The organism is Salmonella sp. 2020_1459 (assembly GCF_043847915.1).
Classification (GTDB): Bacteria; Pseudomonadota; Gammaproteobacteria; order Enterobacterales; family Enterobacteriaceae; genus Salmonella; species Salmonella enterica.
This window is the reverse complement of the sequence record NZ_JBCMFA010000001.1, coordinates 708,734-731,238: the sequence shown is the minus strand read 5'-3', so window position 1 is coordinate 731,238 and position 22,505 is coordinate 708,734. Positions and strand designations below refer to the sequence as shown.

The window sequence follows — 22,505 nt, the reverse complement described above, 5'->3', positions numbered from 1 at the left end:
ACACTACGAAAACCATCGCGAAAGCGAGTTTTGATAGGAAATTTAAGAGTATGAGCACTATCGAAGAACGCGTTAAGAAAATTATCGGCGAACAGCTGGGCGTTAAGCAGGAAGAAGTAACCAACAATGCTTCTTTCGTTGAAGACCTGGGCGCAGATTCTCTTGACACCGTTGAGCTGGTAATGGCTCTGGAAGAAGAGTTTGATACTGAGATTCCGGACGAAGAAGCTGAGAAAATCACCACCGTTCAGGCTGCCATTGATTACATCAACGGCCACCAGGCGTAAGTGAACATCTCCAGGCGGTCGTTCGACCGCCTGAGTTTTATCTTTTTGTCCCACTAGAATCATTTTCCCTCCCTGGAGGACAACCGTGTCTAAGCGTCGTGTAGTTGTGACCGGACTGGGCATGTTGTCTCCTGTCGGCAATACCGTAGAGTCTACCTGGAAAGCTCTCCTTGCCGGTCAGAGTGGCATCAGCCTGATCGACCATTTCGATACTAGCGCCTATGCAACGAAATTTGCTGGCTTAGTAAAGGATTTTAACTGTGATGACATTATCTCGCGCAAAGAACAGCGCAAGATGGATGCCTTCATTCAATATGGAATTGTCGCTGGCGTACAGGCCATGCAGGATTCTGGCCTTGAAGTGACGGAAGAGAACGCAAGCCGTATTGGCGCCGCTATCGGCTCCGGTATCGGTGGTCTCGGTCTGATCGAAGAAAACCACAGTTCGCTGGTAAAAGGCGGACCGCGTAAGATTAGCCCGTTCTTTGTCCCGTCGACGATTGTTAACATGGTAGCAGGCCATCTGACTATCATGTATGGCCTGCGTGGGCCAAGCATCTCTATTGCGACTGCCTGTACTTCAGGCGTGCATAACATCGGCCATGCCGCGCGTATCATCGCCTATGGCGATGCGGACGCGATGGTGGCAGGTGGCGCAGAAAAAGCCAGTACGCCGCTGGGTGTAGGCGGTTTTGGCGCAGCGCGCGCGCTGTCGACCCGCAACGATAACCCACAGGCGGCGAGCCGTCCGTGGGATAAAGAACGCGATGGTTTTGTACTGGGCGACGGTGCCGGTATGTTGGTGCTTGAAGAGTACGAACATGCGAAAGCGCGTGGTGCGAAAATCTATGCTGAAATCGTCGGCTTTGGTATGAGCAGCGATGCTTACCATATGACGTCGCCGCCGGAAAATGGCGCAGGCGCTGCGCTGGCGATGGTTAACGCGTTGCGTGATGCCGCGATTGAGCCTGCTCAGATTGGCTACGTCAACGCGCACGGCACGTCGACGCCTGCCGGCGACAAAGCTGAGACGCAGGCGGTTAAGTCAGTCTTTGGCGATGCCGCAAGCCGAGTGATGGTGAGCTCGACCAAATCGATGACCGGCCATCTGTTGGGCGCCGCAGGCGCAGTAGAGTCTATTTTCTCTATTCTGGCGTTACGCGATCAGGCCATTCCGCCAACCATTAATCTGGATAACCCGGATGAAGGTTGCGATCTGGACTTCGTGCCGCATGAAGCGCGCCAGGTCAGCGATCTGGAGTACGCTCTGTGTAACTCCTTTGGCTTTGGCGGAACTAACGGTTCCTTGATTTTTAAAAAGATCTAAGTTAAGCCAGAGACAGACATTAATAAAAAGGTCCGCTTGTCGGGCCTTTTTTATCAGGCATATCACCTCTTGTTCTGCGTTATTCATCCTGCCACACTAGCAGGCGACGGATAAGGAGCCACTATGTTTTTAATTAATGGCCATGCGCAGGATCAACTTGCTGTAAGCGACCGGGCGACGCAGTTCGGCGATGGCAGTTTTACGACCGCACGTATTGTTGATGGCAACATTTGCCATCTGGAAGCGCATCTTCAGCGCTTGCAGGTTGCCTGTGAAAAATTACGGATCGCTTTTAGCCATTGGGCGACCCTTCGGCAAGAGATGACAATGTTGGCCACAGGGCATGATTCAGGCGTGTTGAAAGTGATCATTAGCCGTGGTAGCGGTGGCCGGGGATACAGCGCCATGAATTGTCAGGCAGCTACCCGAATCCTCTCCGTTTCTGCTTATCCCGCTTATTATTCTCAGTGGCGTAAGCAAGGCATCACTCTTACCCTTAGTCCCATACCGCTTGGGCGCAATCCTTATCTTGCCGGATTAAAACATCTGAACCGCCTCGAACAGGTGTTGATTCGCTCTCATCTTGAGCAGACGGACGCCGATGAGGCGCTGGTTCTTGACAGCGAGGGATGGGTTACGGAATGCTGTGCGGCTAATTTGTTCTGGCGTACAGGCGACATTGTTTTTACGCCGCGTCTGGATCAGGCCGGGGTGAACGGCATTATGCGACAATTTTGTTTACGCCAACTGGCGCAATCTCCTTTCCAGGTTCTTGAAGTACAGGCGAGAGAGGAGGCAGTCAGGCAGGCGGATGAGATTATCATCTGCAACGCGCTAATGCCGATTATTCCCATACGCGCCTATCACGGGACGTCGTATTCTTCGCGAACACTGTTTCAATTTTTAGCCCCATTTTGTGAGCATCCGAATTAGTTATGAAAAAATTGTCAGGCGTTTTCCTTCTGCTGTTGGTTGTGCTGGGTATTGCCGCGGGCGTGGGGATGTGGAAAGTTCGCCATCTGGCGAACAGCACGTTACTTATTAAAAACGAGACTATCTTTACGCTCAAGGCGGGAACGGGGCGGCTGGCGCTTGGCGACCAGCTTTATGATGAAAAAATCATTAATCGCCCCCGGGTATTTCAGTGGCTGCTGCGCGTGGAGCCTGAGTTATCGCACTTTAAAGCGGGAACTTACCGTTTTACGCCGGGGATGACCGTACGGGAGATGCTTGAGTTGCTGGAGAGCGGCAAAGAAGCGCAATTCCCGTTGCGGTTTGTGGAAGGGATGCGCCTTAGCGACTACCTAAAACAGCTACGAGAGGCGCCGTATATTCGCCATACATTGCCGGATGATGACTACGCCACTGTCGCTCAGGCATTAAAGCTTGCGCATCCGGAATGGGTAGAAGGGTGGTTCTGGCCCGATACCTGGATGTATACCGCCAACACCAGCGATGTCGCTATTCTCAAGCGAGCGCACCAAAAGATGGTGAAAGCTGTCGATACTGTCTGGAAAGGCCGGGCCGAGGGGCTGCCTTATAAAGATCAGAACCAACTGGTGACAATGGCCTCGATTATTGAAAAAGAAACGGCTGTCGCCAGCGAACGCGATCAGGTGGCCTCAGTCTTTATTAATCGCCTGAGAATCGGTATGCGCCTTCAGACCGATCCCACCGTGATTTACGGAATGGGGACGAGTTATAATGGTAACTTGTCGCGTGCGGATCTGGAAAAGCCGACGGCTTATAACACGTATACCATAACCGGGCTGCCGCCAGGACCGATTGCATCGCCCAGCGAAGCGTCATTGCAGGCGGCGGCGCATCCGGTGAAAACGCCGTATCTCTATTTTGTGGCCGACGGTAAAGGCGGTCACACATTTAACACCAATCTTGCCAGCCATAATCGGTCAGTGCAGGAGTACCTGAAAGTGCTTAAGGAAAAAAATGGGCAGTAATTATATCGTCATCGAGGGCCTGGAAGGCGCCGGAAAAACCACTGCGCGCGACGTGGTGGTGGAGACCCTTGAGCAACTGGGTATTCGTAATATGATTTTTACCCGTGAGCCGGGCGGTACGCAGCTTGCCGAAAAACTAAGAAGTCTGGTGCTGGATATTCGATCGGTAGGCGACGAAGTGATTACCGATAAAGCGGAAGTGCTGATGTTTTATGCCGCTCGCGTACAGCTCGTCGAAACGGTAATCAAACCCGCGCTGGCGCAAGGCATATGGGTGATCGGCGATCGCCACGATCTCTCGACCCAGGCGTATCAGGGGGGAGGGCGCGGCATTGATCAAACCATGCTGGCGACACTACGCGATGCCGTGCTGGGCGATTTTCGCCCTGATCTGACGCTGTATCTGGATGTCACGCCGGAAGTCGGGCTAAAACGCGCCAGAGCGCGCGGCGATTTGGATCGCATTGAGCAGGAATCTTTTGATTTCTTTAACCGGACTCGCGCGCGCTATCTGGAACTGGCGGCGCAAGACTCGCGTATCCGCACCATTGACGCGACCCAGCCGCTGGATGCCGTCATGCGCGACATTCGCGCCACGGTGACGAAGTGGGTGCAGGAGCAAGCGGCATGAAATGGTATCCATGGTTACGGCCCGCCTATGAAAAACTGGTAGAAAGTTACCAGGCGGGACGTGGGCACCATGCGCTACTGATTCAGGCCTTACCTGGCATGGGCGACGAGGCGCTGTGCTATGCGCTGAGCCGTTATCTGTTATGCCAGCAGCCTGAGGGCCACAAAAGCTGTGGGCATTGCCGTGGCTGTCAGCTTATGCAGGCTGGCACGCATCCGGACTATTACACGCTGACGCCGGATAAAGGCAAAAGCAGCCTCGGCGTAGATGCGGTACGCGAGGTCAGCGAGAAATTGTACGAGCACTCCCGTCTGGGCGGCGCGAAGGTGGTGTGGATTGCGGATGCGGCGCTATTAACCGACGCCGCCGCCAATGCGTTGCTCAAAACGCTGGAAGAGCCGCCGGAGCAAACCTGGTTTTTCCTTGCCAGCCCGGAGCCTGCTCGTCTGTTGGCGACATTACGCAGCCGCTGCCGGCTGCATCATCTGGCGCCGCCGTCCGAATCGTATGCGATGTCATGGCTGTCGCGAGAAGTGACGGCGTCACAAGAAGCATTGCTCACGGCGCTACGCCTGAATGCGGGGTCGCCCGGCGCCGCGCTGGCGCTGTTGCAGTCTGAACGCTGGGCGCAGCGTGAGGCGCTGTGTCAGGCGTTAATGGACAGTTTGCATACGGGCGACTGGTATGCGTTATTAACGGCGCTCAATCATGAGCAAGCCCCGGCGCGCCTGCACTGGCTGGCGACGCTGCTGGTAGACGCGCTGAAACGTCAGCACGGCGCGTCGTACCTGACAAACGTTGATGCGGACGCGGTTGTTGCCGCGCTGGCGGGGCCGCTATCCCCGGCGCGTATTCAGGCAATCCTGAACGATGTTTGCCATTGTCGTGATCAATTACTTCATGTGACCGGATTAAATCGCGAACTGGTATTAACCGATCTCATTCTCCGCATCGAGCATTACCTGCAACCAGGCACCTTGTTGCCTGTTCCTCATCTTTGAGAGAGACATTATGTTTTTAGTCGACTCACACTGCCATCTTGATGGTCTGGATTATCAATCTTTGCATAAGGACGTGGACGATGTGCTGGCGAAAGCCGCCGCGCGCGATGTGAAGTTCTGTTTAGCGGTGGCGACGACGCTGCCGGGGTATCGCCATATGCGCAAGCTGGTGGGCAAGCGCGATAATGTGGTCTTTTCCTGCGGCGTGCATCCGTTAAATCAGGATGAAGCATATGACGTAGAAGAACTGCGCCTCCTTGCTGCAGAAGACGATGTGGTGGCGATGGGCGAGACCGGGCTTGATTACTTTTACACGCCTGAGACCAAAATCCGCCAGCAGGCGTCTTTTATTCATCATATTCAGATTGGCCGCGAATTGCATAAACCGGTGATTGTCCATACTCGCGACGCGCGTGCCGATACGCTGGCTATCCTGCGCGAAGAAAAAGTGACGGATTGCGGCGGCGTACTACACTGTTTTACAGAAGACAGAGAAACGGCCGGCAAATTGCTGGATCTGGGGTTTTATATCTCTTTTTCCGGCATCGTAACGTTCCGTAACGCTGAACAGTTGCGTGATGCGGCGCGCTATGTGCCGCTGGATCGATTATTAGTCGAGACCGATTCTCCTTATCTGGCACCGGTGCCGCATCGCGGTAAAGAGAACCAGCCTGCGATGGTACGCGACGTCGCAGAATATATGGCGGTATTGAAAGGGGTTGCCGTTGAAGAACTGGCGCAGATCACCACCGATAACTTTGCTCGCCTGTTCCATATTGACGCGTCTCGCCTGTCATCAATCCGTTAAACGAGTTTTTTTAAAGCTCGTAATTAATAAACAAAACGCGTAAAGTTCACCGCCACAAAAGGGGCGGTGAGCGAGCTTATGGAAACATTCGGAAACTCATTTTGGCAGAATGTGATACTTTTTAGGCTATCTGGCGCTGAAACGTGATAGCCGTCAAACAAAATCAGACGTATTTATTTTACTCTGTGTAATAAATAAAAGGGCACTTAGATGTCCTGTCCACGGCGGGGTTCTCCCCCCTCGCCAATGCGTGAGAACGTAGAAAAGCACAAATACTCAGGAGCACTCTCAATTATGTTTAAGAATGCATTTGCTAACCTGCAAAAGGTCGGTAAATCGCTGATGCTGCCGGTATCCGTACTCCCTATCGCAGGTATCCTGCTGGGTGTCGGTTCCGCTAACTTCAGCTGGCTGCCAGCCGTTGTATCGCACGTTATGGCAGAAGCGGGCGGATCTGTTTTTGCCAATATGCCGCTGATTTTCGCTATCGGCGTGGCGTTGGGCTTCACCAACAACGACGGCGTTTCGGCTCTGGCGGCGGTAGTAGCGTATGGCATCATGGTGAAAACCATGGCTGTGGTTGCGCCGCTGGTTCTGCATTTACCTGCTGAAGAGATCGCCGCTAAACACCTTGCTGATACGGGTGTTCTCGGGGGGATTATCTCCGGTGCGATCGCAGCGTATATGTTTAACCGCTTCTACCGTATCAAACTGCCTGAGTATCTGGGCTTCTTTGCGGGCAAACGCTTCGTGCCGATCATTTCGGGTCTGGCCGCTATTTTTACCGGTGTGGTGCTGTCTTTCGTATGGCCGCCAATCGGTACGGCTATCCAGGCGTTCTCGCAGTGGGCGGCTTATCAGAATCCGGTTGTCGCGTTTGGTATTTACGGTTTTATCGAGCGTTGCCTGGTGCCGTTTGGTCTGCATCATATCTGGAACGTTCCTTTCCAGATGCAGATCGGCGAATACACCAACGCAGCGGGTCAGGTATTCCACGGCGACATTCCGCGCTATATGGCGGGCGACCCGACGGCGGGTATGTTGTCTGGCGGCTTCCTGTTCAAAATGTACGGTCTGCCGGCTGCGGCCATTGCTATCTGGCACTCTGCTAAACCAGAAAACCGCGCAAAAGTGGGCGGTATCATGATTTCCGCCGCGCTGACCTCGTTTTTGACGGGTATTACCGAGCCTATCGAATTCTCCTTCATGTTCGTGGCGCCGATCCTGTACATTATTCACGCGATTCTGGCAGGTCTGGCATTCCCGATCTGTATCCTGCTGGGGATGCGTGACGGTACGTCATTCTCCCACGGTCTGATTGACTTTATCGTGCTGTCCGGTAACAGCAGCAAATTGTGGCTGTTCCCGATTGTTGGTGCCGGTTATGCGATTGTGTACTACACCGTGTTCCGCGTGTTGATCAAAGCGCTGGATCTGAAAACGCCGGGTCGTGAAGACACTACTGATGACGCAAAAGCGGGCGCGACCAGCGAAATGGCGCCGGCTTTGGTTGCGGCGTTTGGCGGTAAAGAGAACATCACTAACCTGGATGCCTGTATCACGCGTCTGCGCGTGAGCGTAGCCGATGTAGCGAAAGTGGATCAGGCTGGCCTGAAGAAACTGGGCGCGGCAGGCGTTGTCGTCGCGGGTTCCGGCGTTCAGGCTATTTTCGGTACGAAATCCGATAACCTGAAAACGGAAATGGATGAGTACATCCGTAACAGCTAAGCAGTAATGATGTTGGGGAGAATTAAGGCAGCCATTCGGCTGCCTTTTTTAATGGCGCTTTACATGACGCTCTCCGACAGTCTGTCAGAACTGATAGTTGGCGGTGAGGCTGACGTTACGCGGCGCGCCGTAAACAATGGAACCATCAATATTGGTGTCGTAGGTTTTATCAAACAGGTTGTTGATGTTTCCCTGTACGGAGAAATTTTTCGTCACCTGATAGCGGGTAAACAGATCGACCAGCGCATAGCTGCCCTGTTCGGCGCGGAAGGTGCCGTACGGCGTCGTGGTATCTTTGTAAACCCGATTCTGCCAGTTCACGCCGCCGCCGACCGTCAGCTCCGGTATCGCCGGCAGACGATAGCGGGTGAATAACTTCACGCTGGTGCGCGGGAGATTAGGGTTCACGGCGTTACCTTCATTGTCCTCGGCAACATACCGGGTAGCCCCGAAAGTCATCTGCCAGTTATCGGTAATTGCGCCGTTTACTTCAAATTCGACGCCTTTGCTCACCGTTCCGTCAGTAGACTTCCAGGCAAACTCCCCATTACTGCCAGGGATGGGAATAGTGGTTGCCTGAGCGACGTTATCCTGCTCAATGCGGAACACGGACAACGTGGTGGTGAGGCGACTGTTCATCCAGTCGGACTTCAGGCCCGCTTCATAGTTATTACCGGTAATCGGAGCCAGATATTGACCCGCTTTGTCGCGTTTATTCTGCGGCTGAAAGATAGAGGTATAACTGGCATAAGCGGACCAGTTGTCGTTGATATCATAAATCAGCCCGGCATACGGCGTGGTATGGTTTTTCTCCATGCTGTAGGTCAGTGTATCAACACGCCAGTTGGTATAACGAGCGCCAAGAATCAGATGCAGCGGGTCGGCCAGCGAAATGCGCGTAGCGGCATACAGCGATTTCATATGCGTGGTATCGTCCTGCGCCAGATTTTGTGGCGCCCAGTGGGTTTGGGGGAAATTACCGTTAAAGGCGCTGAAGTTGCCAATGTCGTCCGGAAAGACGTTCGCCCAGGCGCTAAAATAGCGGTTATTCTGCTTACTATAACTGCCGCCAAACATCATATTGTGCTGGCGGCCAAACAGCTCATAAGCGCCATCGGCAAAGAGATCTATGGCATCTACTTTGCGCTTGCCGCTGTTCCAGCCCGTACCGCCGACCACGGGGTAGCTTGCGCCATAAGGACTCACCAGCGTACCTGTCTCTTTATCGACTAACGCATCGATATACATCATTTTACTGTCGAATTTGACCTCAGTATGGGTCGCATTCAGGGTCGCCTGCCAGCTTTCGGCAAAACGCTGCTTAAGCGTGACGAAGAATTTATTTATCTCTTTATTGTTATAAGCCCAGTCCGGGGCGGTACTACGCGCGCGGTCATAGCTATTTTTGCTGCCATCGGTGTTCCAGCGCGGCAGACCGCCCCAGGTCGGGCTGTTGACATCAATTTTTTGATATTCATAACCGGCTGAAAGGCTGGTAGTTGCCCCCAGATCGGCATCGATAATTCCGGAAAAGAACGCTTTCTCACTGTTATAGCGGTCCAGCCAGGAATCATTATTCTGATAACCCGCCACGATGCGCCCACGGACATTACCGTCTGCGGTGAGCGGACTTTGCAGATCCATGACGTAACGCTGCTTATTCCAGCTACCGTATTCTGTGGAGACGTTACCTTTGAACTCCCGACTGGTGGCGTGTTTACGGATCATATTAATTGAGGCAGAAGGATTGCCGGTTCCGGTCATCAGCCCATTCGCGCCGCGAACCACCTCCACGCGCTCATACAGCGCGGTATCCGTTAGCGCATCGCCCAGATTCCAGCGGGACTCAAAATACGTTGGAATACCGTCAACCATATAGTTGTCAATTTCAAACCCGCGCGAGTAATAGCTGATGCGATCGGAGTCAGCCTGGCTTCCGCTGATCCCCAGCGTATTGGTCATCACCTCGCCCAGGGTTTGCAACTGCTGGTCTTCCATACGCTGCTGGCTGACAATACTGACCGACTGCGGGATATCGCGCTGAGTCATCGGCATTTTGGTGCCCGCTGCGGTCGTTTTCACGCTGTAATCCTGTTCTTCACGGTTTACGGCGTCAGCGGTCGTCTCGCCTTCGACAATAACGGTATCCTCAGCCGCGAAGGCGGCAGGCATAAATGCCATCGCCATACCCATAGCTAACAGCGACGGTGCGGCGGTGGACGGAAGGTGTTTGTCCCGGCGGTATTGAATGAAAGACATCTGAAAATCCTTGCTTGTTATTGGGGTAAGTCCAGGACGTATGACGTTGAACCTTTTCATTCTTTGCTAGTTAATGCGCATAAAAATGCAAATGAGAAATATACGCATTTGTATTAAATGTGTAAAACGGTATAACCAGGGAAACTAGAAATATTTTTTAAGCGTACAAAGGCGTCATGGCAGGGGGATATGGCGGTAAGTCCAGCATGTAGTCATTTTTCGCTTAATAAATCGTGGGTTAAAGTTGAAAGAGCGTCGGTAACTCGCTCATACTCTATACTCGCAGTATGGCTCGGCGTAGCATGTGCGCTGCAAGGGCTATTATGAAAAAGGAAAACGTCGTGGCAGAAGAAACTATATTCAGCAAAATTATTCGTCGTGAAATCCCTTCGGATATCGTTTATCAGGATGAGCTGGTCACCGCCTTTCGTGATATTTCACCGCAGGCGCCGACGCATATCTTGATTATTCCCAATATCCTGATCCCAACCGTCAATGACGTGACGGCGGAACATGAACAGGCGTTAGGTCGGATGATCACCGTGGCGGCGAAAATCGCCGAACAGGAAGGCATTGCCGAAGATGGGTATCGTTTAATCATGAATACCAACCGTCATGGGGGCCAGGAGGTTTATCATATCCATATGCACCTACTGGGCGGCCGCCCGCTAGGCCCGATGCTGGCGCATAAAGGCTTGTAAGTATGATCAAAGGATGCATCGCGGTTTCTCTGGGCTTGCTGCTGCTTACCGGCTGCCGGTCACACCCTGAAATTCCGGTAAGCGACGCGCAGTCGCTGGTGATGGAGTCCACGGTTCTGGCGGCGGGCGTCACCGCAGAGCCGCCTGAACTGACGGCGTCTGATATCCAGCCATCAGCCTCTTCCCGCGTCTATAACGAAAGGCAAGAGCCCATAACCGTTCATTATCGGTTTTACTGGTATGACGCGCGGGGGCTGGAGATGCATCCGCTGGAGGCGCCGCGTAGCGTAACCATACCCGCGCGTTCGTCGGTAACGCTATTTGGCAGCGCCAATTATCTGGGGGCGCATAAGGTCAGGCTTTATCTTTATTTGTGAGGAGTGAATTTTGATGACAAAAATGCATCGCTACGCCGCCATTGCTGCGCTGGCGATATTTCTCTCCGGGTGTATGGCGCAACGTCAACCTGCGCCAGTTGAAGAGGTAAAACCAGCGCCAGAACAACCCGCGCAGTCACCGCAACCTCCTGTTGTGCCGTCTGTGCCAACCATTCCACAGCAACCGGGGCCGATCGAACATGAAGATCAAACGGGCCAGCCAGCGCCTAAGGTGCGCCACTATGACTGGAACGGCGCGATGCAACCGCTGGTCAGCAAAATGTTGCAGGCTGATGGCGTGACGGCCGGAAGCGTATTGCTTGTTGACAGCGTGAATAACCGGACGAATGGGTCGTTAAATGCGAACGAGGCAACGGAAACGTTACGTAATGCGCTGGCGAACAACGGTAAATTTACGCTGGTCTCCGTACAGCAACTCGCGATGGCAAAACAGCAGTTAGGGTTGTCTCCGCAGGATAGTCTGGGAACGCGCAGTAAAGCTATTGGCATTGCGCGCAATGTCGGGGCGCAATATGTACTTTACTCCAGCGCATCCGGTAACGTTAACGCGCCTGCATTACAGATGCAGTTAATGCTGGTGCAAACTGGCGAGATAATCTGGTCAGGTAAAGGTGCGGTCCAACAACAATAATCCCTTAATGCGCGACGAGATCCTGTCGCGCTATTTTCCCCAGTATCGTCCCGCCGTCGCCGCATCGCAGGGGCTAAGCGGCGGGAGCTGTATTATTGCCCACGATACTCACCGTGTCGTGCTGCGCCGTCATCACGACCCCGACGCTCCACCAGCCCATTTTTTACGTCATTACCGCGCCTTATCCCAATTGCCGGCCAGTCTTGCGCCGCGAGCGCTTTTTTATACGCCAGGCTGGATGGCGGTAGAATATCTGCATGGTGTGGTAAATTCCGCTCTGCCAGATGCCGACGAACTGGCGGCCTTACTGTATCATTTGCATCAACAGCCGCGTTTTGGCTGGCGTATCGCGCTATCGCCACTATTGGCGCAGTACTGGTCGTGTTGCGATCCGGCAAGGCGTACGCCGTTTTGGTTGCGGCGGCTCAAACAGTTGCAAAAAAACGGTGAACCTCGCCCGCTGCGGCTCGCGCCTTTGCATATGGATGTCCATGGCGACAATATAGTATTAACGTCCGCCGGGTTGAGACTGATTGACTGGGAGTATGCCGGTGACGGCGATATTGCGTTGGAGCTGGCGGCAGTATGGGTTGAGGATGAACGCCAGCACCGACAACTGGCAAACGCTTATGCCGCGTGCGCGCGAATCGACGCCCGGCAGCTATGGCGACAGATACGATTATGGCACCCCTGGGTCATTATGCTAAAAGCAGGGTGGTTCGAATACCGCTGGCGACAAACCGGCGAGCAACAATTTATCAGGCTGGCCGATGAAACCTGGCGTCAGCTACGTATGAAAGGATAAGGAGAGCAGTGTGGGCCCAGTAATGTTGAATGTCGAAGGATGTGAGCTGGATGCGGAGGAGCGCGAGATACTGGCGCATCCGCTGGTTGGCGGGCTTATTCTGTTCACGCGTAATTACCATGACCCGGAACAGCTGCGCGAATTAGTGCGCCAGATTCGGGCGGCATCGCGTAACCATCTGGTGGTGGCCGTCGATCAGGAAGGCGGGCGCGTACAGCGTTTCCGTGAAGGGTTTACCCGCCTGCCCGCGGCGCAATCTTTTTTTGCGCTGCATGGGCTGGAAGAGGGGGGACGACTGGCGCAGGAGGCAGGGTGGCTGATGGCCAGCGAAATGATCGCGATGGATATTGATATCAGTTTTGCGCCAGTGCTGGACGTCGGGCATATCAGCGCGGCAATTGGCGAGCGTTCTTATCATGCCGATCCCGCAAAAGCGTTGGCAATGGCAACACGCTTTATTGACGGCATGCATGACGCCGGGATGAAAACGACCGGTAAGCATTTCCCCGGCCACGGCGCGGTCACGGCGGACTCCCACAAAGAGACGCCGTGCGATCCACGTCCTGAAACGGACATCCGTGGCAAAGATATGTCGGTGTTCCGCACGCTGATTAGCGAGAATAAACTGGATGCGATTATGCCTGCCCACGTGATCTACCGCGCTATCGATCCGCGTCCGGCAAGCGGTTCGCCGTACTGGCTGAAAACGGTGCTGCGTCAGGAGTTAGGCTTTGATGGCGTCATTTTCTCCGACGATCTGTCGATGGAGGGCGCGGCGATTATGGGCAGCTATGCTGAGCGCGCTCAGGCGTCGCTGGATGCGGGTTGCGATATGATTCTGGTCTGCAATAATCGTAAAGGCGCAGTCAGCGTGTTGGATAATCTGTCGCCGATCAAAGCAGAACGTGTTACACGTTTGTATCATAAAGGTTCATTTTCACGCCGGGAGCTCATGGACTCAGCACGCTGGAAAACAGCCAGCGCCCAGCTCAACCAGTTACATGAACGCTGGCAGGAAGAAAAAGCAGGTCATTAACTCGAGTTTTCGTGAGGGTGCCAGATGATTATTTATTTACACGGTTTTGATTCAAATAGTCCGGGCAACCATGAAAAAGTGTTGCAATTACAGTTTATCGACCCGGATGTTCGGCTGGTAAGCTACAGTACGCGGCATCCTAAGCACGATATGCAGCATCTGCTGAAAGAAGTGGACAAAATGTTGCAGTTGAATGTGGACGAGCGCCCTTTAATCTGTGGCGTGGGGCTGGGCGGTTACTGGGCGGAGCGGATTGGCTTTTTGTGCGATATCCGTCAGGTGGTTTTTAACCCGAACCTGTTCCCCTATGAAAACATGGAGGGGAAAATCGATCGCCCGGAAGAATATGCGGACATCGCTACAAAGTGCGTGACCAACTTTCGCGAAAAAAATCGCGATCGTTGTCTGGTGATCCTCTCGCGTCATGACGAAGCGCTGGACAGCCAACGCTCAGCGCAAGCGCTTCACCCGTATTATGAAATTGTGTGGGATGAGGAACAGACTCACAAATTCAAAAATATTTCGCCGCACTTGCAACGTATCAAAGCGTTTAAAACGCTGGGGTAACGCCATCCGGCAATATGGCGTTATCAGTGACCGGATAACCAGCCTTGCGGCTGGTTTTTTTATGCTCAATTCTCGCAAACTGTCTATCTTTTCAGCATGAAAACTTGATGCACATCAATTTTGGTATGACCAATGCACCGTTCATGCTATTCTCATATCAGAAGCTTATTCTCATTAACGTAACTTGTTGTTAATTAAAGGCTATACTAATAACTTTTAATTAACAATTGGTTAATAAATTTAAGGGGGTCACGTTGACTACACCATTAAAAAAGATTGTGATTGTCGGCGGCGGCGCTGGCGGGCTGGAAATGGCGACGCAGTTAGGCCATAAACTGGGGCGCAAGAAAAAAGCGAAAATCACGCTGGTAGACAGAAATCACAGCCATCTGTGGAAACCATTGCTGCACGAAGTGGCGACTGGCTCTCTGGACGAAGGCGTGGATGCGCTGAGCTATCTGGCTCATGCGCGTAATCATGGTTTCCAGTTCCAGCTGGGGTCGGTGATGGATATCGATCGCGAAGCGAAGACCATCACCATTGCCGAGTTGCGTGATGAAAAGGGCGAACTGCTGGTGCCGGAGCGCAAAATCGCGTATGACACGCTGGTGATGGCGCTGGGCAGCACCTCTAATGATTTCAACACGCCGGGCGTGAAAGAGCACTGTATCTTCCTCGATAACCCGCATCAGGCGCGCCGTTTTCACCAGGAGATGCTGAACCTGTTCCTCAAGTATTCGGCTAATCTGGGCGCGAACGGTAAGGTCAATATCGCCATCGTTGGCGGCGGTGCGACGGGGGTTGAGCTGTCGGCTGAACTGCATAATGCGGTAAAACAGCTGCATAGCTATGGCTATAAGGGGCTGACCAACGACGCGCTGAACGTGACGTTGGTTGAGGCTGGCGAGCGTATTCTGCCTGCGTTGCCGCCGCGTATCTCCAGCGCCGCGCATAATGAACTGACCAAACTGGGCGTTCGCGTGCTGACGCAAACTATGGTCACCAGCGCCGACGAAGGCGGTCTGCATACGAAAGAAGGTGAATATATTCAGGCCGATCTGATGGTGTGGGCGGCGGGTATCAAAGCGCCAGATTTTATGAAAGAAATTGGTGGTCTGGAAACGAACCGCATTAACCAACTGGTGGTGGAACCGACGCTGCAAACCACGCGCGATCCTGATATTTATGCGATTGGCGACTGCGCTTCCTGCGCACGTCCGGAGGGAGGTTTTGTGCCGCCTCGCGCTCAGGCGGCGCATCAGATGGCTACCTGCGCGATGAATAACATTCTGGCGCAGATGAATGGCAAACCGCTGAAAGCTTACCAGTATAAAGATCATGGATCGCTGGTCTCTCTGTCCAACTTCTCTACCGTGGGTAGTCTGATGGGGAACCTGACCCGCGGTTCAATGATGATTGAAGGACGTATCGCCCGCTTCGTGTATATCTCGCTATACCGTATGCACCAGATAGCGCTGCATGGATACTTTAAAACCGGCCTGATGATGCTGGTGGGCAGTATTAACCGCGTCATTCGTCCGCGCCTGAAACTGCATTAATTTCTCTGCGCCTCACCGGCTGCTCGCGCCGGTGAGCGCTTCTCCATCTCTTGCTTCGGAGTTGTCCGAATCCTTCAGCTTTACCGCCTCATCCCGCATTTTTCATCCTCATTCCGATTGGCTTTGTTCGCATACTGGTTGCAAAATTGTTACCAATAGCAACGAAGGAGGAGCTCCCGTGAATAAATCAATGTTGGCGGGTATAGGGATTGGCGTAGCGGCTGCGCTGGGTGTGGCGGCAGTGGCCAGTCTCAACGTATTTGATCGTAGTCCGCAATATGCGCAGGTGATATCGGCTAAACCGATTAAAGAGACGGTAAAAACGCCGCGTCAGGAGTGCCGTAATGTCACGGTCACGCATCGCAGACCGGTTCAGGACGAAAACCGTATTGCCGGCTCGGTGCTTGGCGCAGTAGCAGGCGGCGTGATTGGACATCAATTTGGCGGCGGTCGTGGTAAAGATGTGGCGACGGTCGTCGGGGCGCTGGGCGGCGGTTATGCTGGCAATCAAATCCAGGGGTCAATGCAGGAAAGTGATACTTACACTACCACGCAGCAACGCTGTAAGACGGTGTATGACAAATCTGAAAAGATGCTTGGCTACGACGTGACCTACAAAATTGGCGATCAGCAGGGCAAAATCCGCATGGATAAAGACCCCGGAACGCAAATTCCCCTCGACGGCAATGGCCAACTGGTTCTGAATAACAAAGCATAAAAAAGCTGTACTCTGCAAGTTAGCCCCTCATTCGCTCAGGCTGAGGGGCTTTTTTTATCCGAAGCCGCGTTGTTCAGGACTTGAGTAGTTCAGGCCAGATGCGCAGAGTCGTACGCGTAATTTGCATCAGTTGTTCGAAGGTGGCTCCTTCACGGGCGCTGATCGACATTCCCTGTAAAATACAGTTTATATATTCCGCGAGCGCCTGCGGGTTACAGTGCGCCGGAATTTCACCGCGCTCCTGACGTTGGCGCAGAAACTGGATGAGCGTCTGTTCCTGCATGGCGTGGCGTGATTTTACCGTGCGGGCGATATCGCGCGAGGAGGCGGCGAGGGTGGCGGACGTATTAATCATAAAGCAGCCAGCCGGCGTGTCTGTACTGGTAAAGCAGGCGGCAATTTCTGTGAAGTAATCTTCCAGCGCCGATTCCACGCTTTTCTCTTCACAAAAGAGCTGGGCTTCGTGCTTTGAGGCAAAGCGAGTGATGTAGCGATCCAGGACAGCGCGAAATAATCCTTCTTTGTTAGTGAATTCCGCATAGAGAGTAGGCGCTTTCGCCCCGGTAGCCTCTACGAGATCGGCAAGCGAAGTTGCTTCATAGCCGTGCTGCCAGAAGAGAGTCATGGCCTTATCAAGCGCGGCTTCCCTGTCGAACACTTTTGGTCGGCCACGGCTTTTCTTCGCGCAACTCGTGGTATCCGTTGTCATGATGCCGTTGTACCTGTTTAAAGAGCGTTCTCTCTATTATAAAAACAAACCACTTCTGGCTCCAGAGTATTCATTAGAAAAATAAATCAATTCTATTCACATGAAAAATAACATCTTTATAAATTATATAACGATCATTATAAAAAGAGGTTGACGTGTGATGTAGATCACATCTATGATTAACTTATCGATCGTTAAGTTAATGCTTGCGACACCCATTCATCTGCTAAAGGTCATCACTATGAAAAACGTAAAAACCCTCATCGCTGCTGCGGTACTGAGTTCGCTCTCATTCGCCAGCTTCGCCGCCGTTGAAGTTCAGGCAACGCCAGAAGGTCAACAGAAGTTCGGCACCATTTCCGCGAATGGCGGCACGAATCTGGGCTCGCTGGAAGATCAGCTGGCGCAAAAAGCGGAGGAAATGGGGGCGAAGTCTTTCCGTATTACCTCTGTTACCGGCCCGAATACCCTTCACGGTACGGCGGTAATCTATAAGTAAGCATTAACCCTCATTAATGCCGCTGCGATTGCCACAATAAAAAAAGAAAGCCTCGCGATGCATCGCGAGGCTTTTTTGTCGGTCAGCTATTCACGCTTACAGCGACTGCGGTTTCGCCTCTGGTTGACGGGTTACATCCACCGGCATTCCGGAACGCACTTCCATAACATGTTCCATCACCGCAGCATCGGTCTGCGGCGCGTCCTTAAAGGCCTGCATCGGGCCATTCAGCACAATCGGCAGCACCTGTGGATCGTCGCCTATATTTTTAGACAGCGGCTGATGAACTTCCACCAGTCGCACGCCGCCTGGCTCCACCGAGGCTTTAATCGGCGTATTGATAATATTCACTTTGGTTCCCGGCGTGACCTGACGGAACAATGTCTCTATATCACCGTCGCGCAGACGGATACAGCCGGAACTGACGCGCATACCAATGCCAAAATCGGCATTCGTGCCATGTAACAGATAGACGCCGCCGTAGGCCGCTAAACGAATCGCGTGATGCCCCATTGGGTTATCGGGACCGGCAGGCACCACGGCGGGGAGATCGATGCCTTGCGCTTTATAACGGGCGCGAATATTGGCGGTCGGCGTCCAGGTTGGATTGGCGCGTTTATCCGAAATGGTCGTCACCATCGTTGGCGTCAGGGTATCGCCGCCCAGTTGGCCAATCCCGATAGGGTAGACCGTGACCGTATTTTTCCCCGGTTGATAATAGTAAAGCCGTAATTCCGCGAGGTTAATGACGATACCTTCACGTGGCGCGTCTGGTAGCAGCGTTTGCAGCGGAATCGTCAGCACGCTGCCTGCGCGTGGCACGTAAGGATCAATGCCGGGGTTGGCCTGTAACAGGGCTAAAAAGCCCACGTTATATTTTTTGGCGATCGCCTCCAGCGAGCCGCCGTCGTCTTCAACGACATGGAATTTATTTTCTCCCACCAGTCGACTGCCGGGGGGCGGAAGAGGCCACGTATTCGCCTGCGCGGGAAGGGCAAGCATGATGGTCGCGGTAAGCGCAAGCAACGCCCACCAGCGAGAGAGTCGCGTATTGTTGAACATTATAATAAACCCATGATTATTATGTGGTTATTTTTATAAAAGAGGAAATAAGAATTATGGCGGTTGGCTGTGTCTGGAACTGCAGGGAAGTGCAAAGAATTTGTAAAGATTAGGCCGGACGCAGAGTAATGACGCCCGACCTGACGCTTATGCAATAGCGTTTTCTTCCAGTTGCTGCATAAACTGGCGTACCCAGTCTATACGCGTTTTACGTTCGCTTAAATCCTGAATAAACTTGAGGCGCGTCGGGCCATCCAGACGGAAATGCTGCGGCTGTTTTTGCAGCAACCCGATAAGCCAGGCGGGGTCAACGTGGTTTTTCTCGGCGAACTCAATCGTTCCGCCTTTCTCGTTACCCTCCAGTTTTCGGATGCCGAGCTTTTGCGCCTGTTGGCGCAGGCGGGCGATATCCAGCAGATTACGCGCCGGATCGGGCAGCAGGCCGAAGCGGTCGATCAATTCCACTTTGATCTCCTCCAGCTCGTTTTCGTTCTTCGCGCTGGCAATGCGTTTATAGAATGACAGCCGGGTATTAACATCCGGAATAAAATCATCCGGCAGTAACGACGGCATTCGCAGCTCGACTTCCGTTTGCTGACTGGTGAGATCTTCCAGCGAGGGTTCGCGGCCTGCTTTCAGCGCATCGACGGCGTTTTCCAGCAATTCCATGTAGAGTGAGAAGCCGATGGTTTCCATTGAGCCGCTTTGCTCTTCGCCAAGCAGTTCGCCCGCGCCGCGGATCTCCAGATCGTGAGTCGCCAGCGCAAACCCGGCGCCTAAATCCTCCAGCGACGCAATCGCCTCCAGCCGTTTTTGCGCATCGGTGGTCATGGCCTTAGGATGTGGCGTCAACAGCCAGGCGTAGGCCTGGTGGTGCGAGCGCCCAACGCGGCCACGCAGCTGGTGCAACTGCGCGAGGCCGAAATGATCCGCGCGTTCAATGATGATCGTGTTAGCGGTGGGAATGTCGATCCCCGTTTCGATAATGGTAGTACACACCAGCACGTTAAAACGTTGATGGTGGAAATCATTCATGACCCGTTCCAGCTCACGTTCGCGCATCTGCCCGTGGCCTATAGCGATTCGCGCTTCCGGCACCAGTTCCGCCAGCCGCTCTGCGGCTTTCTGAATATTTTCGACGTCATTGTACAAATAGTAAACCTGACCGCCGCGCAGGATTTCACGCAGAATCGCTTCCCTTACTACCAGGCTATCATACTCGCGGACAAAGGTTTTTACCGCCAGACGACGGGCAGGGGGGGTGGCGATAATGGAGAGATCGCGCATACCGCTCATCGCCATATTCAGCGTCCGCGGGATCGGCGTCGCCGTGAGCGTCAGAATATCGACATCGGCGCGCATCGCCTTAATTCGCTCTTTGTGGCGCACGCCGAAACGGTGCTCTTCATCGACAATCAGCAGGCCGAGGTCGCGCAGCTTCACATCGCTTTGTAGCAGTTTATGCGTACCGATCAGAATATCGATCTTACCCTCGGCGGCTTCCGCCAGGATTTGCGTCTGCTCTTTGGCACTGCGAAAGCGAGACAGCATCTCAATGCGTACCGGCCAGTTGGCGAAACGGTCGCGGAAGTTGTCATAGTGTTGCTGCGCCAGCAGCGTAGTCGGCACCAGTACCGCCACCTGTTTATGGTTTTCCACCGCCAGGAACGCGGCGCGCATCGCCACTTCGGTTTTGCCGAAGCCGACGTCGCCGCACACCAGCCTGTCCATCGCCAGCGGTTGGCACATATCGCTCAATACGGCGTTAATCGCCTGTGCCTGATCGGGCGTCGTTTCAAACGGGAAGCTGTCGCAGAATAACTGATACTGCTCACGATCATGCTTAAAGGCAAAACCCTCTTTTGCCGCCCGTTGCGCATAAATATCCAACAGTTCCGCTGCGACATCGCGCACTTTTTCCGCCGCTTTCTGCCGGGCGCGCGACCAGGCGTCGCCGCCCAGTTTATGCAGCGGCGCACTTTCTTCCGCGCCGCCGGCATAGCGGCTAATCAGATGCAATGAGGAAACCGGCACATACAGTTTGGCGTCATTGGCGTAGGTGAGCATCAGATATTCACCCTTGATGCCGCCAGCCTCCAGAGTGGTCATGCCGGCATAGCGTCCGACGCCGTGCTCCAGATGCACTACCGGTTGACCGACGTGGAGCTCCGCCAGGTTACGAATCAACGTATCCGGGTTGATCGTGCGGCGGGAATCCAGGCGGCGACGCGCCACCCGCTCACCCAAGAGATCGCTTTCACAAATCAGCGCCAGATTGCGTTGGGTGTCGATAAAGCCATGTTCTGCGGCGCCAATCATCAGATAGCGTCCCGCATCCTGCGCCTCGTCCAGGCGTAATATCCGCTTCGGCGCGATTTTTATGCGGGCCAGGAGCTCTCCCAGCGCTTCGCGGCGTCCTTCGCTTTCCACCGAAAAAATCACCGGACCGCTGAAAGATTCGAGGAACTTACGCAGCGCGTCCAGCGGCGCTTTCTGCTGTGCCTGGATAGCCAAATCCGGTAATTTCTGGAAACCAAGATTGGTATTGGCGGCTTTTTCCGGCAGATGGTCGGTTTTAAGCTGGAGGCGAGGCCAGCGTTTAAGCTCGGAAAAGAGCTCATCCACCCGTAGCCAGAGGGCTTCCGGCGGCAAAAGCGGGCGCATAGGATCGACGCCACGATTTTCAAAACGCGCCAGCGTGTCGGCCTGAAAGCGTTCGGCGCTGGTTTCCAGCGAGCCGGTATTCACCACCAGAGTATTGGCGGGGAAATAGCTAAATAATGGCGGTAACGGTTCGCTGAAAAAGAGCGGCTGCCAGTATTCGATCCCGGCGGGCAGAGTGCCTTTGCTGACCTGCTGATAGATGTGCTCGGCGTCGCGTTTTACCTCAAAGGTATCGCGCCACTGGCTACGGAAAAGCTCAATAGCGGCTTTGTCGGTAGGAAATTCGTGCGCGGGCAACAAATTGATGGCCTCGACCTCCTCCAGCGTACGCTGGGTATCCGCGTCAAACAGACGCAGGCTGTCGATTTCATCATCAAAAAAGTCGAGGCGATAAGGCTGTTCGCTGCCCATCGGAAAGAGATCCAACAGCGCGCCGCGCGTCGCGTATTCGCCATGCTCCATCACCTGATCGACATGCCGATAACCGGCGCTGTCAAGCTGCGCGCGCAGAGCGTCGCGGGACAGCCGCTGGCCTTTTTTCATCACCAGCGCATGACCATGCAGATAGCTATGCGGACAAACGCGCTGCATCAGGGTGTTTACCGGTACAATCAAGACGCCGCGCTGCATCGACGGCAACTGGTAGAGCGTGGACAGGCGCGAAGAGATAATTTCCTGATGCGGGGAGAAGCTGTCATACGGTAGCGTTTCCCAGTCCGCCAGGTTCATCACCATCTGATCGGTAAACTGGCGGATTTCATCATGCAATCGCAGAGCATTTTGCATGTCAGGCGCTATGAGTACCACCGGACCGGCATGGCGTTCGGCTATCTCCGCCACCAGCGTAGCGCAGGCGGCACCGGTAAGTTCGCCCAACTGGCGCTGATCGCCCGCTTTTGTCGGCAGCGTGTAACGTTGTTTTTCAGGCATAACGGTTGTCAGTATCTCTTTTTGTTTTACGCCGCACTCTACGCGTCACCCTTCAGGCTGCTTCATGGTTGGCTGCGCGCCGGGACAGCATGAAGGACTCAGGTATTCAGGGGCATATGACTGATAAGCAATGTTCTTTATTATCCGCGATCGTTGTTTATTAGCAAATTGAATCCGCCGGATAACGCGCCGAACAGGTAAAGTATGAACATGTAAGTGACTTGATT

Annotated in this window: 21 protein-coding genes; 17 read left to right on the top strand and 4 right to left on the bottom strand. The window is 53.7% G+C overall.

The genetic code is table 11. The features are described from left to right. The first annotated feature begins 50 nt into the window (after positions 1-50). From acpP to ptsG, 8 genes are all read left to right on the top strand, one after another. A complete protein-coding gene (gene acpP / locus ACH0VJ_RS03750) occupies positions 51-287 on the top strand; it encodes an acyl carrier protein (RefSeq protein WP_000103754.1) in 237 nt (78 codons plus the stop codon). A gap of 85 nt (positions 288-372) precedes the next feature. Further along, positions 373-1,614: a beta-ketoacyl-ACP synthase II gene (gene fabF / locus ACH0VJ_RS03745; protein WP_000044664.1), complete on the top strand. Its 1,242-nt coding sequence runs from the start codon at positions 373-375 to the stop codon at positions 1,612-1,614. A gap of 123 nt (positions 1,615-1,737) precedes the next feature. Further along, positions 1,738-2,547: an aminodeoxychorismate lyase gene (pabC, locus tag ACH0VJ_RS03740; protein ID WP_000478653.1), complete on the top strand. Its 810-nt coding sequence runs from the start codon at positions 1,738-1,740 to the stop codon at positions 2,545-2,547. A 2-nt stretch (positions 2,548-2,549) separates the two neighbouring features. Next, entirely contained in the window at positions 2,550-3,572 is a 1,023-nt protein-coding gene (gene yceG / locus ACH0VJ_RS03735) for a cell division protein YceG (RefSeq protein WP_000736460.1), read from the top strand. Then, entirely contained in the window at positions 3,562-4,203 is a 642-nt protein-coding gene (gene tmk / locus ACH0VJ_RS03730) for a dTMP kinase (protein WP_000535396.1), read from the top strand. The genes yceG and tmk overlap by 11 nt, the downstream gene beginning before the upstream one ends. Next, positions 4,200-5,204, top strand: coding sequence for a DNA polymerase III subunit delta' (gene holB / locus ACH0VJ_RS03725; RefSeq protein WP_000872450.1), 1,005 nt, complete (start codon positions 4,200-4,202; stop codon positions 5,202-5,204). Before tmk ends, holB begins: the two co-directional genes overlap by 4 nt. A 10-nt stretch (positions 5,205-5,214) precedes the next feature. Then, on the top strand, positions 5,215-6,012 hold the full coding sequence (locus ACH0VJ_RS03720) for a metal-dependent hydrolase (protein WP_000480277.1): 798 nt from the start codon (positions 5,215-5,217) through the stop codon (positions 6,010-6,012). A gap of 294 nt (positions 6,013-6,306) precedes the next feature. Then, positions 6,307-7,740, top strand: coding sequence for a PTS glucose transporter subunit IIBC (ptsG, locus tag ACH0VJ_RS03715; RefSeq protein ID WP_000475705.1), 1,434 nt, complete (start codon positions 6,307-6,309; stop codon positions 7,738-7,740). An 84-nt stretch (positions 7,741-7,824) separates the two neighbouring features. Here the strand turns inward: ptsG and fhuE are convergent, their stop codons facing one another. Then, the gene (gene fhuE, locus ACH0VJ_RS03710) at positions 7,825-9,999 is read right to left on the bottom strand and encodes a ferric-rhodotorulic acid/ferric-coprogen receptor FhuE (protein WP_000008412.1); all 2,175 of its coding nucleotides are present in this window, start codon (positions 9,997-9,999) and stop codon (positions 7,825-7,827) included. Between the two features lie 341 nt (positions 10,000-10,340). On the opposite strand from fhuE, the gene hinT reads away from it, so the two are divergent. From hinT to ACH0VJ_RS03670, 8 genes are all read left to right on the top strand, one after another. Next, positions 10,341-10,700, top strand: a complete 360-nt coding sequence (gene hinT, locus ACH0VJ_RS03705) for a purine nucleoside phosphoramidase (protein ID WP_001532068.1) — start codon at positions 10,341-10,343, stop codon at positions 10,698-10,700. Between the two features lie 2 nt (positions 10,701-10,702). After that, on the top strand, positions 10,703-11,077 hold the full coding sequence (locus tag ACH0VJ_RS03700) for a YcfL family protein (protein WP_000589563.1): 375 nt from the start codon (positions 10,703-10,705) through the stop codon (positions 11,075-11,077). Positions 11,078-11,090: 13 nt separating this feature from the next. Beyond that, positions 11,091-11,729 carry a penicillin-binding protein activator LpoB gene (gene lpoB, locus ACH0VJ_RS03695; protein WP_000164363.1) on the top strand — a complete coding sequence of 213 codons (639 nt, stop codon included), beginning with the start codon at positions 11,091-11,093 and terminating at the stop codon, positions 11,727-11,729. After that, complete coding sequence (thiK, locus tag ACH0VJ_RS03690) at positions 11,710-12,534, top strand: thiamine kinase (RefSeq protein WP_001257316.1); 825 nt, start codon at positions 11,710-11,712, stop codon at positions 12,532-12,534. Before lpoB ends, thiK begins: the two co-directional genes overlap by 20 nt. Before the next feature lie 10 nt (positions 12,535-12,544). Continuing rightward, positions 12,545-13,570 carry a beta-N-acetylhexosaminidase gene (gene nagZ / locus ACH0VJ_RS03685; RefSeq protein WP_000529340.1) on the top strand — a complete coding sequence of 342 codons (1,026 nt, stop codon included), beginning with the start codon at positions 12,545-12,547 and terminating at the stop codon, positions 13,568-13,570. 24 nt (positions 13,571-13,594) lie between these two features. Beyond that, positions 13,595-14,137 (top strand): alpha/beta hydrolase YcfP, encoded by a 543-nt coding sequence (gene ycfP, locus ACH0VJ_RS03680; RefSeq protein ID WP_000587945.1) that lies wholly within the window; start codon positions 13,595-13,597, stop codon positions 14,135-14,137. A gap of 254 nt (positions 14,138-14,391) precedes the next feature. Continuing rightward, the gene (gene ndh, locus ACH0VJ_RS03675) at positions 14,392-15,696 is read left to right on the top strand and encodes an NADH-quinone dehydrogenase (RefSeq protein WP_000211053.1); all 1,305 of its coding nucleotides are present in this window, start codon (positions 14,392-14,394) and stop codon (positions 15,694-15,696) included. A 178-nt stretch (positions 15,697-15,874) separates the two neighbouring features. Further along, the gene (locus ACH0VJ_RS03670) at positions 15,875-16,414 is read left to right on the top strand and encodes a glycine zipper 2TM domain-containing protein (RefSeq protein ID WP_001043452.1); all 540 of its coding nucleotides are present in this window, start codon (positions 15,875-15,877) and stop codon (positions 16,412-16,414) included. A 73-nt stretch (positions 16,415-16,487) separates the two neighbouring features. Here ACH0VJ_RS03670 and comR read toward each other — a convergent pair whose 3' ends face one another. Then, positions 16,488-17,123, bottom strand: coding sequence for a TetR family copper-responsive transcriptional repressor ComR (comR, locus tag ACH0VJ_RS03665; RefSeq protein WP_000205986.1), 636 nt, complete (start codon positions 17,121-17,123; stop codon positions 16,488-16,490). Between the two features lie 241 nt (positions 17,124-17,364). Here comR and bhsA point away from each other — a divergent pair, with 241 nt between their 5' ends. After that, positions 17,365-17,622, top strand: coding sequence for a multiple stress resistance protein BhsA (gene bhsA / locus ACH0VJ_RS03660; RefSeq protein WP_000800158.1), 258 nt, complete (start codon positions 17,365-17,367; stop codon positions 17,620-17,622). A 96-nt stretch (positions 17,623-17,718) separates the two neighbouring features. Here bhsA and ACH0VJ_RS03655 read toward each other — a convergent pair whose 3' ends face one another. Then, the gene (locus tag ACH0VJ_RS03655; protein WP_000482968.1) at positions 17,719-18,684 is read right to left on the bottom strand and encodes a L,D-transpeptidase family protein; all 966 of its coding nucleotides are present in this window, start codon (positions 18,682-18,684) and stop codon (positions 17,719-17,721) included. Between the two features lie 147 nt (positions 18,685-18,831). Further along, complete coding sequence (mfd, locus tag ACH0VJ_RS03650) at positions 18,832-22,278, bottom strand: transcription-repair coupling factor (RefSeq protein WP_001114323.1); 3,447 nt, start codon at positions 22,276-22,278, stop codon at positions 18,832-18,834. Positions 22,279-22,505 lie beyond the last annotated feature (227 nt).